16 protein-coding genes are annotated in these 15945 nt (G+C 40.4%); 3 read left to right on the top strand and 13 right to left on the bottom strand.

All coding sequences use genetic code 11. From position 1 onward, the window contains the following. Window positions 1–247: 247 nt before the first annotated feature. The 7 genes from IEW67_RS10935 to IEW67_RS10905 form a co-directional block, all read right to left on the bottom strand. Window positions 248–898 (bottom strand): transaldolase family protein, encoded by a 651-nt coding sequence (locus tag IEW67_RS10935; protein ID WP_188633109.1) that lies wholly within the window; start codon window positions 896–898, stop codon window positions 248–250. 34 nt (window positions 899–932) lie between these two features. Next, the gene (locus IEW67_RS10930; protein WP_188633108.1) at window positions 933–1733 is read right to left on the bottom strand and encodes an SDR family oxidoreductase; all 801 of its coding nucleotides are present in this window, start codon (window positions 1731–1733) and stop codon (window positions 933–935) included. Between the two features lie 66 nt (window positions 1734–1799). After that, complete coding sequence (locus IEW67_RS10925; RefSeq protein ID WP_188633107.1) at window positions 1800–2165, bottom strand: PTS glucitol/sorbitol transporter subunit IIA; 366 nt, start codon at window positions 2163–2165, stop codon at window positions 1800–1802. A 16-nt stretch (window positions 2166–2181) separates the two neighbouring features. Then, window positions 2182–3216: a PTS glucitol/sorbitol transporter subunit IIB gene (srlE, locus tag IEW67_RS10920; RefSeq protein WP_188633106.1), complete on the bottom strand. Its 1035-nt coding sequence runs from the start codon at window positions 3214–3216 to the stop codon at window positions 2182–2184. Continuing rightward, window positions 3217–3777 (bottom strand): PTS glucitol/sorbitol transporter subunit IIC, encoded by a 561-nt coding sequence (gene srlA, locus IEW67_RS10915; RefSeq protein WP_188633105.1) that lies wholly within the window; start codon window positions 3775–3777, stop codon window positions 3217–3219. A 12-nt stretch (window positions 3778–3789) separates the two neighbouring features. Next, window positions 3790–4224 (bottom strand): transcriptional regulator GutM, encoded by a 435-nt coding sequence (locus tag IEW67_RS10910; protein WP_188633104.1) that lies wholly within the window; start codon window positions 4222–4224, stop codon window positions 3790–3792. A 1-nt stretch (window position 4225) separates the two neighbouring features. Beyond that, window positions 4226–5182: a sugar-binding transcriptional regulator gene (locus IEW67_RS10905; RefSeq protein ID WP_188633103.1), complete on the bottom strand. Its 957-nt coding sequence runs from the start codon at window positions 5180–5182 to the stop codon at window positions 4226–4228. Window positions 5183–5585: 403 nt separating this feature from the next. Between IEW67_RS10905 and IEW67_RS10900 the strand changes: the two genes are divergently transcribed. From IEW67_RS10900 to IEW67_RS10890, 3 genes are all read left to right on the top strand, one after another. After that, window positions 5586–6251 carry an HAD family hydrolase gene (locus tag IEW67_RS10900; RefSeq protein WP_188633102.1) on the top strand — a complete coding sequence of 222 codons (666 nt, stop codon included), beginning with the start codon at window positions 5586–5588 and terminating at the stop codon, window positions 6249–6251. A 571-nt stretch (window positions 6252–6822) separates the two neighbouring features. Next, window positions 6823–7545, top strand: coding sequence for a DUF5986 family protein (locus IEW67_RS10895; RefSeq protein ID WP_188633101.1), 723 nt, complete (start codon window positions 6823–6825; stop codon window positions 7543–7545). A 36-nt stretch (window positions 7546–7581) separates the two neighbouring features. Next, window positions 7582–8724, top strand: a complete 1143-nt coding sequence (locus tag IEW67_RS10890; protein ID WP_188633100.1) for a helix-turn-helix domain-containing protein — start codon at window positions 7582–7584, stop codon at window positions 8722–8724. Between the two features lie 148 nt (window positions 8725–8872). On the opposite strand, the gene IEW67_RS10885 is transcribed toward IEW67_RS10890, so the two are convergent. The 6 genes from IEW67_RS10885 to IEW67_RS10860 form a co-directional block, all read right to left on the bottom strand. Further along, window positions 8873–9721 carry a MurR/RpiR family transcriptional regulator gene (locus IEW67_RS10885; RefSeq protein WP_308430729.1) on the bottom strand — a complete coding sequence of 283 codons (849 nt, stop codon included), beginning with the start codon at window positions 9719–9721 and terminating at the stop codon, window positions 8873–8875. After that, the gene (locus tag IEW67_RS10880) at window positions 9718–10626 is read right to left on the bottom strand and encodes an ROK family protein (RefSeq protein ID WP_188633099.1); all 909 of its coding nucleotides are present in this window, start codon (window positions 10624–10626) and stop codon (window positions 9718–9720) included. The genes IEW67_RS10885 and IEW67_RS10880 overlap by 4 nt, the downstream gene beginning before the upstream one ends. A gap of 71 nt (window positions 10627–10697) precedes the next feature. Beyond that, complete coding sequence (locus tag IEW67_RS10875) at window positions 10698–12380, bottom strand: FAD-binding protein (RefSeq protein ID WP_188633098.1); 1683 nt, start codon at window positions 12378–12380, stop codon at window positions 10698–10700. Window positions 12381–12398: 18 nt separating this feature from the next. Beyond that, window positions 12399–13934 carry a sodium:solute symporter family protein gene (locus IEW67_RS10870; protein ID WP_188633097.1) on the bottom strand — a complete coding sequence of 512 codons (1536 nt, stop codon included), beginning with the start codon at window positions 13932–13934 and terminating at the stop codon, window positions 12399–12401. 184 nt (window positions 13935–14118) lie between these two features. Further along, a complete protein-coding gene (locus IEW67_RS10865) occupies window positions 14119–14985 on the bottom strand; it encodes an N-acetylneuraminate lyase (RefSeq protein WP_188633096.1) in 867 nt (288 codons plus the stop codon). Further along, window positions 14982–15692, bottom strand: a complete 711-nt coding sequence (locus IEW67_RS10860; RefSeq protein ID WP_188633095.1) for an N-acetylmannosamine-6-phosphate 2-epimerase — start codon at window positions 15690–15692, stop codon at window positions 14982–14984. The genes IEW67_RS10865 and IEW67_RS10860 overlap by 4 nt, the downstream gene beginning before the upstream one ends. Window positions 15693–15945 lie beyond the last annotated feature (253 nt).

Below are 15945 nucleotides of genomic sequence, written 5' to 3'. Positions count from 1 at the left end.
ACACTTAAAAGTTATCATGTGGATTCGGACTACCTGGACTGCCCAACAGCGGGGTGCGCAAAAACACACAGTATTGGGTATTGTGATATTCTCAAATTTTATACTTTCTTATCTGATTAGAAAAACTCGGCATTCGCCTCGTCTTACAGCGAATGCCGTAGCTTTTACTTATAAGGTCATCCATAATTTATACTTTCTGACGTTACAAGAAAGACTGACACGCCTTAATTCCACTTACCTTACCTCTCTACAAATTCTTAATCTTATCCCAATCTTCCTGAAACTGCTCCATCCCCGCATCTGTCATGGTGTTATGAAGCATTTTTTCGAAATTGCCATATGAAATGGTTAAGGCATCAATGCCATTTTTCGATAAGTCCACTAGATGCTGTGCGTTTCTGATGCTGGCTCCAATAATTTTTGTATCAAAACCAAGATTTTCATATGCTTGCTTAACATCATTAATAAATTGGATGCTGGAACCGCCCGCATCATCAATCCTCCCTAAATAAGGACTGATGTAGGTCGAACCTGCTTTAGCAGCGAAAATAGCTTGTGGAATCGAATAAACCAATGTCGCATTCGTTTCAATTCCTTTTTGGGAAATCCGTCTGATGCCTTCTAAGTTTTCAAGTGTAAAAGGGAATTTAATGACAACCTTATTATGGCACATATTGGCAACCTTGATTGCCTCTTCAACAGCCTCATCTGCTGTGGATCCTGTTACCTGATACCAAATTTTTCCACTCAGCTTTCTGTCAATCTCTTGAATCAAATCAAATGGCGGGCGTTCTTCCTTGGACAGGATAGTTGGGTTGGTAGTGACTCCATCCAGGAATCCAAGTTTGTTCACACTATCGATATGCTCTAAGTTGGCGGTATCTAAATACAGTTCCATTCAATACATCCCTTTCAAAAATATGATAGAACAATCAGCCTCGTGACTTACCACCGGAAATGTTAATCGTCGTACCCGTGATGTAACTGGAATGGTCTGAAACCAGATAGTTTGCCAGATCAGCGATTTCATCCAGTTGGCCAACCCGGCCTAATGGAATCGAGCTTGCATAGTTCGTTCCCAATTCTTCGACACTAACGTTTCTGGTATAAGCCAGCGCTTCATTATAGGAATCCGTGGTTAAACCGGTTTTTTCATTGATCCCCGGTGCCACACCAACGACACGAATATTATATTTGCCAAGCTCTTTTGCCCATGATCGTGTAAAACCATTCAACGCCCCTTTACTTGCTGAATAACAGCTTTGACCTGAAGAGCCTTCCACGCCGGCCTCGGAAGTCATATTAACAATGACGCCACTTTCCTGTTTAACCATATGTCTGCTGACTGCCTGTGCGCACAAGAATGGTCCCTTAACGTTGACTCCGGTCATGAAATCAAAATCAGATTCATCCAATTCGTATTTTGGCTGCTCACCTTTCACATCCACCAGAAGTCGCGGAAGGTTCACACCGGCATTATTGACCAATGCATCCACTCTGCCAAATTGCTCAACCGTATAATCGACCATTGCTTCAACACTTTCTTTATTCGTTACATCACATTTAACGGTATAAGATCCATTTTCATGTTTACCGTTCTCAACGTTTAAATCTGCTACGATAACGTTGGCATTATTATCCAACAGCCGTTGTACAATGTGCTTGCCAATACCTGAATTACCACCGGTTACAATCACAATTTTTTGGTTCAGGTCAATCCATGATGTATTCATAATCCAAACTCCAATCTCTATTTTTTCCTATAATCATCAAGAAAGAAAAGGCCGCATAAAACGGCTTTATCTTTCTACTTTAATGACATCTCCAATATTCACTTGATTGATGTCTTTATTTTCGAGTGACAAGGTGCCGGGCAATTCAGCTTCTTCGGCACTATCGAAACGTAATGTGATATGCCCTAAGTTTTCAAGGTTTTCATTAACCGCACTGCCGACAGCAGTCACTGCATAGGCTTTTTCGCCGATGATAAAGCTGTCTCCCACTTTGATATCACCGCGAAGGTCATTTTCTGAATGCAGAATACAAAATTCCGCAAGTTCCTGAGGCGCGTTATCTTTGAACAAGATCAACATACCCTGATCGAGAAATTCAGTTACAGATTCACCCAATTTATTAACGTTTGTTTGATAAATGACTTCACGCATTATTCATCATCCTTTTCTAAGATTCATACATGCCAAAGCTAGCTAACCATGCAATAAACACTGTTGGTGCCCCCGTTAAGAAGCGTCCATACAACACGGCAGGAACACCGACCTCCACTGTTTCCGGTTCCGCCTCAGCCAATCCAAGCCCTACTGGCACAAAATCTGCTGCAGCTTGGGAGTTAATGGCAAAAACGGCCGGCAGAGCGTATTGGGGAGGAATATTCCCTTTCCCAATTTCGACACCGATTAATGAACCGATAACTTGTGCAATAACGGCCCCAGGCCCAAGAAATGGAGACAATAGTGGAAAAGAAACAATCGCTGATAATAGAATCAGCCCCCATATACTGCCTGCTAACGGTGAAAGGAAGTTCGCAAATAAATCACCTATCCCGGATTCCGTAATGATACCAATCAGCATCGCAACAAATGCCATAAATGGTAGGATTGTTTTGATGACTGTATCAACGGCTTCACGTCCGGCTTGATAGAAGACACCTACAACGTTACCGACCGACTGGCCAATCCGAGCCATCAAATTCGGCTTCTGTTGTTCACTTACCTTTTGTGAGGCGTTATATTTTCTTTCTGTCGTTTCCTCAGCTTGCGGATATTTCTGCTGCTCATCTGTTTCTCCAACTGATTCCTGTGCTGGTGATTCAGCTGTTCCATCTGCTTCAGCCAGGGAGACATTGTCTGTTTTAACTGCGGATACATAAATATCTTCTTTAATAAAATCAGCCATTGGCCCGCTCGGACCGGTAGCTTTCAAGTTAATGGTATAAATTCGCTTTTTTGGATAAATGCCAGCTCTTAATGTACCGCCGCAATCAATAATGACACAAGCCATTTCATCTTCAGGCACACTCGTATTAAAACCGTCCACCAGTTCACCACCGCTTATGTCTGCGATCTTTCTGGCTACCTCAGACATTGTACCGCCAGTGATGTTAACAATCTTGTTTTTCTGTTCATTTACTGGAATGGTTAATGGCCCGCCAAATCCTCCTGAGCCGGCATGTACGATAATTGACTTATATTCTGCCATTTACGAAGCACCCTTTTCTGTATTCAACGTTTTAGGAAGTTTAACTTTTTGCTGTTTCTCAACATAAGTGACACATAAGTCGGTAATCCATCCTCTGAACATATTCGTTACAACACCTACTAATAAGTAACGCAGGGCCAGATCGGTCGTTTCGAACCCAAGTTCAGTGATACCTGCTGCTACACCCAGGAAAACAAACAGTTCAGCCGGATTAACGTGCGGGAACAAACCATTCATTGAGTGACAGGAATAGCTTGCTGCTGCATAATAACCTGGCTTGAATTTTTCCGGCAAAAACCTTCCAAGTGACAACGTCATCGGGTTGAGCAGGAAAAATGTACCGACAAATGGCAAGACCATGTATCTGAGAAAGATATTTTTGGATGAAGCCATTGCCAGCTTATTGATTCGTTCTTCCCCGACCAAATGAACGACGGAGTTCATGGCTACCAATAATACAAGCAACAATGGAACAATATCTTTGACAAAACTGACAAATTGTTCGCCGCCTGCTTCAAAAAGGCCTATAAAACCTTCCGCTAAACTTACAATTGCGTCCATCTTAACGCCTCCTTATGATTTACTAAAGTTTGAAACTAACTTGCCGAACGGACTCTTGGATGGCGGGATCTCCTCACCTTTAGATACTTTCGTATAAACTTCAACAGCCTCATCAAACGCCTTTTGGGTAAAACGATCCATTTTGTTATAAACCGCTTCGTCTATATGGAGAAGATCCTGCCCTTCCAGTATTGAATAATCTTTAAACCTGGCCAAAATCGTGACGCCTTGCATTTTCTTAGCCGTTCTGATTCTTCTCTTGTTGTCAAGGGACATCAGCAGGACAACCCCCGACCGAAATATTCCTTTTGACCGTCCAATTGAGACTTTACCCTGAGACCTTAATGCGTTATAGTGTTTGTTAAAATTTTTAATTTGCGTTGATCCCAATAATGTCTGCAGAACCCAAGCAACCATAATACCGGCCATTATAAGCAGAATTTCCATGTCACCCCTCCTTTTCCATCAATCTTTTAATCTCAAAAGCTGTTTCCTCGTCCGTCACCAGCGTATTAATGAAACTTCCTCGCATTGCGCCAATGATAGACTTAGCCTTTTCTTTTGAATAAGCAATCCCAATCGAGTAACGCAGGCTTTGTAACGTTTCCAGTTTAACGGCAATCGTCCTTTCCGAAATCGGTGAGGCAATGGATTCACCACCAAGCGTGTAAAACCGTGAGCAAATATCCCCAATTGCCTGATGTGCTTCCAACTCCTTCTGATCCTTCTGACCAAGAAATCCGGACCAGATCAAGTTTGATGATTTTAACTGCGTTCCGATCCCTACAATTGCCACAGATAATTGCTCCCAGAGATCAAGAATTTTACTCATATAATTTGAGTTAAGTATTTCCTGAGCCGTTTCTTTCGATTGATGCACCGCTGCAGCATCAATAAAATGCGATTCGCCGCTAAAAGCCTGTGCAAGTTTGTATACAATGGCGTTCACATGAAAGTCGACTTCCATTTCACCGGGACCGCCCACAAGCGGTACACACGTTACATTTTTGGAATTCAGATCATAAAGCTGATTCACTGTCGTACCCAAAGTGGTCCCCCACGCTGAACCAATCGTATCGTTATCTCTAATGACACGATTTAATAACTTGGTAGTCGCCTTGCCTACCTCTTCGTTGCCGGAATGATTGCCGTTCTCGCTTGAAGGGACAATGATAACTTCCTTCATATCGAAATGCTCGGAGATTTCTTCCTCTAATTGAATTTGTTCATTCAATTGGCTTTGTACTGTGATTTTTACAATACCTTCTTTACGTGCCTTTTTGAGCATCCTGCCTATCGTTGTCCGATAAATACCCAATCTCGATGAAATCTCTGCTTGTGTATAGTCTTCTTCATAGTATAATTTCGCTATTTTATAAAGTAAGCGTTCCTCTTCCCGATCCATCTGCCACCTCCTTGTTTTGCACATATGTGCATATCATAGTCATATGTGCAATGAAACTGTTTTCATTATAAGTACGTTTCTGTCGAATGTCAACGAAAAATATCCGGTCATTTTCTTGGGTCAACACCAAAATCTATAGTTGAATTGTGAATATAGTAGTAAAACTAGCTAGCGGAGGAAAAACACGGAGACTCCTGTGGGAATGCGCAGTGTGAAGACCCCGCAGAAAAAGCGACCTTCTTTTTCGAGGAGGCTGAGGACAAGCCCACGGAAAGCGTCGTGTTTTTCCGAAGCGACTGCTTACGTCAAAATGACATTTGATTTTGGTGAACAGCCATTTTCTTTTTATTAAAAATGTAGTAGGATAATAGCTAAATTAGACAAAAAGGGGACAGCAGCCATCATGATAAACGGGATTATTTTTGATTTTGACGGATTGATTTTAAACACTGAGACTATTTTATATGAAGCATTGAATGCTATTTTTACAGACCATGGAAGTGAATTGCCGGTTTCTAAATGGCAAGAACAAATCGGAACCCATACCGGTTTTTCACCGTTTAGCTACTTGGAAGAATTGACTGGCCATCGTGTTGATCACCAGGAGCTTGAAGCGCGTTTGGAAAGCGATCTTCATTCGAGGTTACTGAAGGAGAAGGCACGTCCAGGAGTAGAGGACTATCTGAAAACCGCTAAAGAGCTGGGGTTAAAGCTTGGATTGGCTTCCAGTTCCAACTATGAGTGGGTCAGCAAATACTTAAAAAACCTGAATCTATTGCATTATTTTGACTGCATCAGGACCGCTGAGGACGTTGAAGCGGTCAAACCTGATCCCGCTTTATATATACAGGCAGCAAAATGTTTGGGTTTACAAACTGCTGAATGTCTGGTTTTTGAGGATTCGGCAAACGGAGCAATAGCAGCCAAGCATGCAGGAGCGAGATGTGTCATCGTTCCCAATGACATCACACAGGATTTGGACTTTTGCCCGGTTGATTACAGACTGGATTCGATGGCTGATAAGGCATTGGAAGCCGTTCTGGAAATAGTGAAAGCCAAGGATAAATAATTGAAATTAGTTTAAGAGGTTGCTCAAAAAGTCGGTAAAAATGACACTTCGAATTTCTTCGTTGGCTTGTTTCTCCGCTGCTCATGTATCTAAAGGCATACATTCCGCTGCTCGAAACTGCGCCGTCTCGAACTTCTTGGTCCTTTTTATCCTCCTTTTTTCACGCACTTTAAGGCTATTTTAAATAGAGAGCCGTGGAATGTCTGTCTAAGGGGTTAAAGAGGAACCATTCAGATATCCGGAAGGGCGCAGATTTAATGCGGCTTTCCTCTTTGTATTTTTTAACGATTTTTGCGCACAAACTCAGCTTAACCTTAACTGCCAAAAAAATGGAGCATTGGAAGAGGGATAAGACAATTATTGACAAAATTATTGCCCGGGAAATACGGATTAATTTACGATTCGACACCTCTAGACATACCAATCCTCATAATAGCTACATTACTTCATGTTCTCTCCATCTAAGGTTTTGCCCCGTTTCTATGATAAAACCCGTTCAACCCATTTTTTACTTGACTTTTAGTGAATTATTGGTAATGTTATTTACAAATAAATAAAAGGTTGTGATGTGATGAATCAATATGATATTGACTATCAAAGGCATATCGCAAAGGGTTTTGTTGAAATTATTTCAAACGGACTTGAATCGTTTTCCGATTACAAACAAACTGTCGCAGAAAATCCGACAACAAATCATTTAGGACATAAAAGAATGGATGAAATTAATAAATACATGGACAGATATCTGATTAATCTCCAGGAAGAAGGATTTTTACATCATGTTATCACAGCCGGACGTTCCCCGTATCAGGTATTAATGATTTTTGATACCAAAAAGAAAAACTTAATTCTTTTAAAAAGAGTAGAATCAATAGATAGTCTGCCGAGAAATATGTTTAAATCGCCAGGCGATGACGTTTCAGAATACATACAAGAATATGCTCAAGTAAATAGGCGGCTATCATACCAATTGGAATTTGAATTCGATAAACAAAACGACCTTAACACTTTCAATCACACCCAGCTCGAACAAGGATTTGAATATAATACATTGGCATTCATAACATTTGTTATCGATAAAGAGGAAAACCTTACTGATATTGCGATCGGAGTTCCCGCATATGATATGAACAGTTGGATACACCAGAATAAATGGAGCCAATTTATAGTTCCTGGCTTTGAAGAACCTCATGCAGATCCAAACATTGCCAATGATGATACATCAAAATCCGGAGAACAAAAGTATAGAGATATTATAAAGCGCAAAAACCAGGAAAAACAAGAAGGCCGTTAATATTTTCGAAGCATTCAAGCGTAAAGGAGCATTTCCATGGAAGTGAATCAATTCAATCCCAGTAAATTAAAACAAGCGAGAATTTTCCGTGGTCTCACGATATCTGAATTGGCACATTCGACCAATATCACAAAACAAGCTATCTCCCAATATGAACAAGGTAAAATCACGCCACGAGTAGAAACGATGTTTAAACTCGTCAATAAACTCTATTTCCCCCGCGAATTTTTTTATTCATTTGATAAAGATACCGGATATAACAGCTACACTTTTTTTAGGTCAAAAGTCAATATCAATAAAAAACAATTAAATGCTCACGTGCAAGTAGTCGATTTTTTATTTAATGGACAACAGTTTTTAGAGCAATATATTGAATTTCCAAAACTAAATATACCTGATGTACCCATTAAAGAATCCTGGGAAAAAGAAGAAATTGAGGAGCTTGCTAAAAACGTAAGAGGCTTATGGGGAATTGACGGCGAACCAATTCATAATCTCATTTTTGAATTAGAACGGAACGGCATTTTCATATCCGGTATCTTAACAAATACACAGGACGTAAATGCCTACAGTCAAAAGAAAGTTATACATGGGCAGGATTATTGTTTTATGCTTTTAGCTAAAGATAAAAAATCCGCTGTTCAGAGGCAATTCGATGCAGCTCACGAATTTGGCCATTTACTGATGCACAGTTGGATTGAAGAAGATACCGATCTGGAACCTGACGAAAAAAGACGAATGGAGAAAGAAGCGGATTATTTCGCGTCTGCATTTTTATTGCCAAAAGAAGCATTTATATCCACCATATATAAACCGAAACTGGAGGAATATATTCATTTAAAGAAATATTGGATGGTTTCGATCAATGCCATGATTGTACGGAGCTATCACCTGAATTTAATCACTTACACACAGTATCAATATCTACAGAAACAACTTTCCGGTAAAAAGATGCGAAAAACAGAACCATACGATAATGTATTACAGCTTTCCAATCCGGGGTTGTTAAAACAAGCGGTGACTGAATTATTGGATGATGGCACCATTAAGCCCATGCAAATAGTTAAAGCGTTAAAAATGTTTCCGGGGCTGATCGAGGCAGTATTAAATCTGAATCCGGGAACACTAAATGTGAGCACAGAGAACAAGAAAACGTTAGAGCTAAAAAGGAAAATTTGAAAAAATGTTGACTGCTTATCCCTCGCACTGTTTCCGTGATGATGAAAAACAGAGAGACAGCCCACAGGATTTATCTTCTGGGTCAGTCTCTCTGTTTATTGTTTCAGTGTTCAATGTCCAATATATTGGTTAATCAATTAAGAGCTTTTCAATACAACTTACGGGCCGTATTCCTACTAATGCCCATTTTGACTTTCTCTGCATTGTCATAATTTTTGATAGTGAGGCCGGTGCAAACCAGATCGATTAAAAATAATTGAGACACTTTGGCTACCAGAGATCCGCTGTCTAATGGGCTTTCTTTAGCCGAAGAAAGCAGAACGTGATCAGCAAATTGTGTCAGGGGCGATTTAATGTAATTGGTTAACGCAATTACGGTTGCGTTTTGCTGTTTGGCAATTTCGACCGAATCGACAATATCTTTCGTACTCCCGGTGAGGCTGACAGCGATGACCACCGTATCCTTATCCATTGAGGAAGCGCGCATGAACTGAAAATGAGGATCGGTCACAGCACCCACGTGCTTGCCGATTCGCATGAGCCGGTTTTGCATGTCCAAAACGGCAATCCCCGAGGAGCCCACACCAAATAACACGACATCTCTTGCGGCATCAATCGCATCCACACATTTCTGCAGTTCATCATAATCAATAATTTCATGCGAATTTTCGATGGCCTGCATCATATTGTATTTGATTTTATCCGCATACGTCTCATTGTGATCATTGTCGTCATCTACAGTAACTTCTTGGGCAAATAAAAATTTAAAATCCTGAAAGCCTTTGAACCCGAGTTTGCGAAAAAAACGCAGCACAGTCGCTTCCGCAACGCCGCTTTCCTCCGATAATTCGGTTAATGAATGATACAGTACCTGCTGGCTGTTGGACTGGATATATTCATAGATCTTTTTCTCGGATTTCGTAAAGCTGTGCTTATGCTGCTCCATCGTAATCGATGGTTTGACACCATTCAGCTGATTTTTATCCAAATCAATCACCCTCCTGCACCACAATCTATAAAATGTTTGACTGCTCCCAGCAAATTGGCTTGGTTAGCATGCTGGGCAATTCTGATATCCAACTTCGCTGCATGGTTCGGCATGATTTTTTCCATCAGCGCTTCCTTAACCGGATCCAGCAGAAAATCACCTTGTGCTGATACCCCGCCGCCAATGACAATCAGTTCCGGATTTAATATATGTACCATCGACTTCATACCCGTTGCCAGATCATCAATCCACTGGTTATATAATACCATGCTTTTCTCATCGTCGGTGCGTAATCCATCAAAAAAAGTCCTTAACTCCATTTTATATCCAAATACTGCACCTATCATCTCCTGAAGCGCAGAACTTGATGCGTATTGTTCCAGACAGCCGCTATCGCCGCAAGTACAAGGCTTTCCACCGGCGTATAAATTGATATGACCGATTTCTCCAGCAGAAAAACGTGACCCGGCATATAATGTTCCATCGGTGAAAATAGCACCGCCGATCCCGGTTCCGATTGTAACGCAAAGAAAGTCATCCGCGTCCATTGCAGCGCCCTTCCAATGTTCACCGAGTGCCGTACAGTTCACATCGTTTTCTGCCGTTACTTTCAACCCTGTTGCCTCTTCTATTCGCTGTTTAATCTGGACACCCGTGTAGCCAGGGATAGTGTCGGTTGCATGGACAACAACACCCGCTTTGTTATCAATCTGTCCCGCTGAACTGATGGCGATACCAGCAAGATCCCATTCCTGCTGCAGTTCTTTACCTTTGGCAATGATGTTTTGAATGATGGCCTTTCCGCCGAGGTGCGCCTCTGAAGGGAAAGAATTATCCATTAAAATGGTGCCTTCTTCATTCACAACGCCGTATTTTATGGACGTTCCGCCGATATCAAAAGCTGCTATGAACATAACGTGTCTCCTTTGCTATAAAAAGAGAAAAACCACAATCAGGTTTTTCTCTTTAATATATCAATCAATTTTCATTGATATAAAAAATTATATGATAGTGTTTCATCCCTTTTTGAAATAAATAATCGTTTATCATATGATGAATCTTCTGCAGGATAGTCTTCTCTATAGTGCGCTCCCCGGCTTTCTTTTCTTTCCTGCATTGCTTGAAGCAGAATCCCCGCCACCTTTATAAAATTCCTTCCTTTAATCGCAAGCTTTCTTGAGTGTTTGTTCTCAAGGAGATCCGCAAACATGAATCCCGATTCAAACTCACTGATTTGCTTTAGGGCATCTTTCAGTCGATCTTCTGAACGAACGACATTTCCATGATACCACATGATTTCTTTAATCTGATCAATCATCTTATTTGCGGTGAGTTTATTTTCAGATGGTGAGACTGAATCAATAGACTTAATGAGCTGCTCCAAGTGTTCCTGTCCATCTGCTTCACTTAGTCTGTAAGCCTTAACTGACTGTAAATACTGGTCACAATCAAAGGCCGATCTTTTTCCAAACACCATACAAGCACCGGTGGAATTACCTCCAAGCCGATTAGCCCCTTCTATGTTAGCTGAAAGTTCTCCAATGGCATATAGTCCTTCAACACCAGTTCTTCCATATTCATCTATAAACACACCGCCATTGCTAGCATGAGCAAACGGGGCAATCTTTACTTCTTGTTTCGTTAAGTGAACATTCTTTTCTTTTAGCCAATCCAGATAAACCTTGTAAAATTCTTCTTCATTATCATAAAGTTCATCTTCGTAAAATAATGTAAAACCATTTTCATTTTTAGTTTTGATAATATTATCCATCATAGCAATATCAAAATACTTTGATTCAAGTGAATGTGTAAAAGGGCCGTGTGTACTTCTGATTTCCAGACAATCTTTTTTTGATATATTTTCGGGAAGATACTGATCAAGCAAACTTTCCCCTTGTTCATCAATAATATCCCGGCAATACATAAGGGTGTGCTCGCCGAAAAGCGTTTTGTACCTTGGAGTGGTAATACCAGGAATAAATTGGATGAACTCCATGTTCACTAAACTAGCACCTGCTTCAAGTGCCAGCATATGACCGGAACCATCTACATCAGCAGGATTCAGATTATGCTTATATATGCTGCCAAATCCCCCTGATGCTAAAATCACCGCCTGACACTCCACCATAACGAATTCATTTTTATCATCCAGAAGGATTGCGCCTACAATCTGATTTTCTTTTTTAATTAAAGAAACAACAACTGTTTTCTGCATGACATTTAAATTGTCATATTGATTAAAAATTTCTTTAACATTTTCTCGAATCTGATCCCAGTCACTCAATAGGTAAATATCTCGGGGATGATTGGCAAAACAAGCCTTTCTTTCTCCTTCGAGTTTTTTTGCTTGAACACCTATGTCTTTGTATTCCTTTACTCGTTCGGGAATATCTTTCACATAAGCTTCAGCAAGATTCCGGCTGTGCATCCCACGGCTCAGATCTTCTATATCTTTAAAGAAAATATTGTGATCTTCCTCATCCTTAGTTACCTGTGTACCCAAAGATGCTTTTAAGGGATAGAAGCTGGAACCTGAAGCCAGCTTCGTCTTTGTCACCATTAAAACGTCACGATTCATAGATGCTAATTCTTTAGTTGCTTTGATTCCTGAAAGCCCACCTCCAACTACTAAAACCTCCGTTGTTATTTTTTGGCTAATTTCCAACATAATCCCACCTAATCTCGCTTACTGAGCATAAGAATCATCATTATATCCATTTATCTTTGTCTTTCGATCATAATAAGTAAGTTCTAGTGTTTTGTCTTCAGCCTTACTTTTGCCGCTGAAAATTAAACTAAACACATAACCAAAGACTAGCGAATCTATCAAATTGATTATAGAATATGCCCAAAATGAAATATCTGAAAAGTAAGATACATAAATGGCAATGATTGTCGTAGCAATAAATCCAAACATGGCTCCTTTTGAATTTGCCTTTCTTGTCATAACACCCAGTGTAAACGTACCACCGACAATCCCAAGAACGAGTCCCATCAATCCATTGAACCACTCATATGCCGAGCTAATCTCAGAATAAGCAAGGACAATCGCAAAAACAATAGCGAATACGCCTACTAGAGTTGATACAAATTTAGCTATTTTTGTACTTTTTTCATCACTTAAATCAGGTTTAATGATTTTTTGAATATCAAGCGTCCAGCTTGTTGCCACACTATTCAAGCCAGTTGATAACGTCGATTGGCCCGCTGCAAATAAGCCGGCAATCAACAAACCGGATACCCCGGCCGGGAGCTGACTCACAATAAAGTTCGCAAAAATCAAATCAGAATTTCCACTGGGGATATCACTTCCCATTTGCTGTGTATAAAAGACGAACAAAGCTGTTCCGATGAAAAAGAACAAAGTCGCAGTACCAAGTGACAGCAATCCATTACCAATCGTCATTTTATTCATCTGTTTCAAGTCATTCGTGGTGAGATAACGCTGAACCATATCCTGACTGGATATATAAGAGAACGCAGTCGACAACCCGGCACCTAAAAAGATAATAAACAGACTGTTATTCACGAGATTTGAATCAAAAATTACTTCTTCACTGAAAAATTTATTATTTTCAAGACCGGTGCTGAATATTTCAGACACACCACCTTCGATTGAAAAAATGAGCACAATAAGGGCAAATATACCGCCCCCTATTAGGACGACCCCTTGAATAAAATCCGTCCAAAGTACTGATTTAATACCACCGACAGTTGAGTAAATAGTGGCAATGACACCCATAAACAATATTATGAATATAGCATTTATTCCTGTTACAGCAGATAACGCTATGGAAGGCAAGTACATAATAATCGACATTCTGCCTATTTGATAAATAATAAATAGAATACTTGCCAGCAATCGCATCTTTTTATCAAATCTTCTTTCTAAATACTCATAGGCTGTATCCAAATTTAAATTACGGTATACCGGCAAGAAAAAGATAATGGCTACAGGTACTGAAATAAACAACCCCAGTTGAGCAACCCATAATTGCCATGAATCTGAATAGGAATTTCCGGCAAGGGATAAGAAAGAAATTGGGCTTAATAGTGTTGCAAATAGGCTTACTGAAGTAACCCACCACGGGATTTTCCCATCTCCCTTAAAAAACTCTTTTCCTTTCATACCCTTCTTGGCAACGGCCATGCCAATATAGAGGATGAATAATAAGTACCCAAATAAGATTATATAATCAATAACCTCAAAATGACCTGTCATACGTTTGTCCCTCCCATTTAATTTTTTTATTATCGTCTTTAACACACTTACGCTAGCTGCAAATCTTCTCGACCATCTCCAGTTTAAGCGTTTTCAATGTACGTAAACGATATCATTTTGAAAATTTACTGTCAATAATTTTCGATAAAATGATTGTTAGAAATCATTTTATCGAAAATGTTGTTTATAAATGTTTGTCAGCAATGTGTTGAGCGTTTGTGACGCCCTCTGGATCAAGTGATTTCATTGGTTTACGGCAAACCCCGGCATCAACACCTTTATATTTCAGGATTTCTTTAATGGTTGGATATAGGCCATTATCCAAAATTTCAGCGATCAGATCGTTGGTCACTTTTTGCACGTCGCGCGCTTCATCGATTTGACCTTTCTGGGCAAGTTCATAAATTTGTTTTGCGCGCCGGCCGTTTACGTTAAATGTACTGCCGATCGCACCATCAACATTTAACACGCTTGCAGACAGCAGCATCTCATCAAAGCCTGAGAAAATCAGCTTATTCGGATAGGCATGTCGAATGCGCTCCAACAGGAAGAAATCAGGTGCCGTGAATTTCACACCGATTACTTTTTCATTCTTAAACAGTTCACCAAACTGTTCGAGATTCATGTTGACGCCTGTCAATGCTGGAATGGAATAAATGATCAAATCATTATCGACACTGTCTAAAATCGTATTATAGTAATCTTTTATTTCCTCAAAATCAAACTTGTAATAGAACGGTGTCACAGCGGAGATGGCGTTATAACCCAGATCTGTTGCATACGTCGCAAGCTCGACAGCCTCGTCCAGATCCAGAGCTCCCACCTGCGCGATCAGCTTCACATCATTGCCCGCTTCATTATTCACAACGTCAAAAATCTGCTTCTTCTGCTCTTTGGAGATGAGAAAATTTTCGCCCGTACTGCCATTCACATACAAGCCATCAACCTGCTGAACATCAATATTGTGCCTGACAATTTCCCGTAGACCTTTTTCATTCACATTACCCTTTTCGTCAAACGAACACATTAACGCTGTATATAAACCGTTCATTCTTTTACCCTTCTTTCTGCTGTATTGTTGTCAAACTCCTGTACAGCCTGATTAAATTTCTCCGTGATTATTTGCGGTCGTGTAATAGCGCTTCCGACGACAACGGCATGAGCGCCAAGCTGTAATGCTTTCTTCACTTTTTCCGGTGAGTCGAAATTACCTTCCGCAATCACCGGAACCGATAGATGGTCAATCAAATCCGTCACAAGATTCATAGGCACCGTATGTTTTGAGTAGGGTGTATAGCCCGCGAGCGTTGAAGCGACGATATCAATCCCCATTTTCTCAGCATGGATCCCCTCCTCCAGTGTCGAAATATCCGCCATGAACAATTGGTCCGGATACTTGGCCTTTATGTCAGAAAAGAATGTCTTGAAGCTTATTCCATCGGGCCGTTCCTGTCCGGTGGCGTCAAACGCGATGATGTCCACACCTTCCTTATACAGTTCATCGACTTCATGAACCGTCGGCGTTATGAAAACACCGCTATTAGCAAAATCCTTTTTTATGATGCCAATAATGGGGAGGTTTACTTCTTTTTTGATCGCCTGAATGTCCTGCACCGTATTGGCACGGATACCGGAGGCACCACCCTGCTTCGCTGCCAAAGCCATTTTTGACATGATATAAGGACTATGAAGCGGCTCATCTTCCAAGGCCTGACATGACACAATCAATTTCTGCCTGAGTTTTTCCATTATGTCCATAAATAATCCCCTTACACCTAACTAAAATCAATCTGAAACGATTACATTCACTATACACAACATGATATTTGACTGTCAATATATTTTATAAAATGACAGTTAAATGTCATTGAGGCTTGATACCTCCGCTGACGTCCGGGGTCTGGTATACAGTGCTTTTTTCCTACAATAGGCCTTGTTTTATTCAGAAAATTAATGCGAAACGCTCTTTCTATTTTTATGGGTAAACGTTACTATAATCTATATTGATAGA

This window comes from Lentibacillus kapialis, assembly GCF_014646635.1.
GTDB lineage: Bacteria > Bacillota > Bacilli > Bacillales > Amphibacillaceae > Lentibacillus > Lentibacillus kapialis.
The sequence above is the reverse complement of the archived record's forward strand: the minus strand, read 5'-3'. Positions and strand labels throughout refer to the sequence as shown.

Excerpts from the sequence above, each read along its gene's own strand:
- IEW67_RS10935 (WP_188633109.1), bottom strand. The coding sequence starts at position 898 with ATGGAACTGTATTTAGATACCGCCAACTTAGAGCATATCGATAGTGTG.
- IEW67_RS10930 (WP_188633108.1), bottom strand. The coding sequence starts at position 1,733 with ATGAATACATCATGGATTGACCTGAACCAAAAAATTGTGATTGTAACC.
- IEW67_RS10925 (WP_188633107.1), bottom strand. The coding sequence starts at position 2,165 with ATGCGTGAAGTCATTTATCAAACAAACGTTAATAAATTGGGTGAATCT.
- srlE (WP_188633106.1), bottom strand. The coding sequence starts at position 3,216 with ATGGCAGAATATAAGTCAATTATCGTACATGCCGGCTCAGGAGGATTT.
- srlA (WP_188633105.1), bottom strand. The coding sequence starts at position 3,777 with ATGGACGCAATTGTAAGTTTAGCGGAAGGTTTTATAGGCCTTTTTGAA.
- IEW67_RS10910 (WP_188633104.1), bottom strand. The coding sequence starts at position 4,224 with ATGGAAATTCTGCTTATAATGGCCGGTATTATGGTTGCTTGGGTTCTG.
- IEW67_RS10905 (WP_188633103.1), bottom strand. The coding sequence starts at position 5,182 with ATGGATCGGGAAGAGGAACGCTTACTTTATAAAATAGCGAAATTATAC.
- IEW67_RS10900 (WP_188633102.1), top strand. The coding sequence starts at position 5,586 with ATGATAAACGGGATTATTTTTGATTTTGACGGATTGATTTTAAACACT.
- IEW67_RS10895 (WP_188633101.1), top strand. The coding sequence starts at position 6,823 with ATGAATCAATATGATATTGACTATCAAAGGCATATCGCAAAGGGTTTT.
- IEW67_RS10890 (WP_188633100.1), top strand. The coding sequence starts at position 7,582 with ATGGAAGTGAATCAATTCAATCCCAGTAAATTAAAACAAGCGAGAATT.
- IEW67_RS10880 (WP_188633099.1), bottom strand. The coding sequence starts at position 10,626 with ATGTTCATAGCAGCTTTTGATATCGGCGGAACGTCCATAAAATACGGC.
- IEW67_RS10875 (WP_188633098.1), bottom strand. The coding sequence starts at position 12,380 with ATGTTGGAAATTAGCCAAAAAATAACAACGGAGGTTTTAGTAGTTGGA.
- IEW67_RS10870 (WP_188633097.1), bottom strand. The coding sequence starts at position 13,934 with ATGACAGGTCATTTTGAGGTTATTGATTATATAATCTTATTTGGGTAC.
- IEW67_RS10865 (WP_188633096.1), bottom strand. The coding sequence starts at position 14,985 with ATGAACGGTTTATATACAGCGTTAATGTGTTCGTTTGACGAAAAGGGT.
- IEW67_RS10860 (WP_188633095.1), bottom strand. The coding sequence starts at position 15,692 with ATGGACATAATGGAAAAACTCAGGCAGAAATTGATTGTGTCATGTCAG.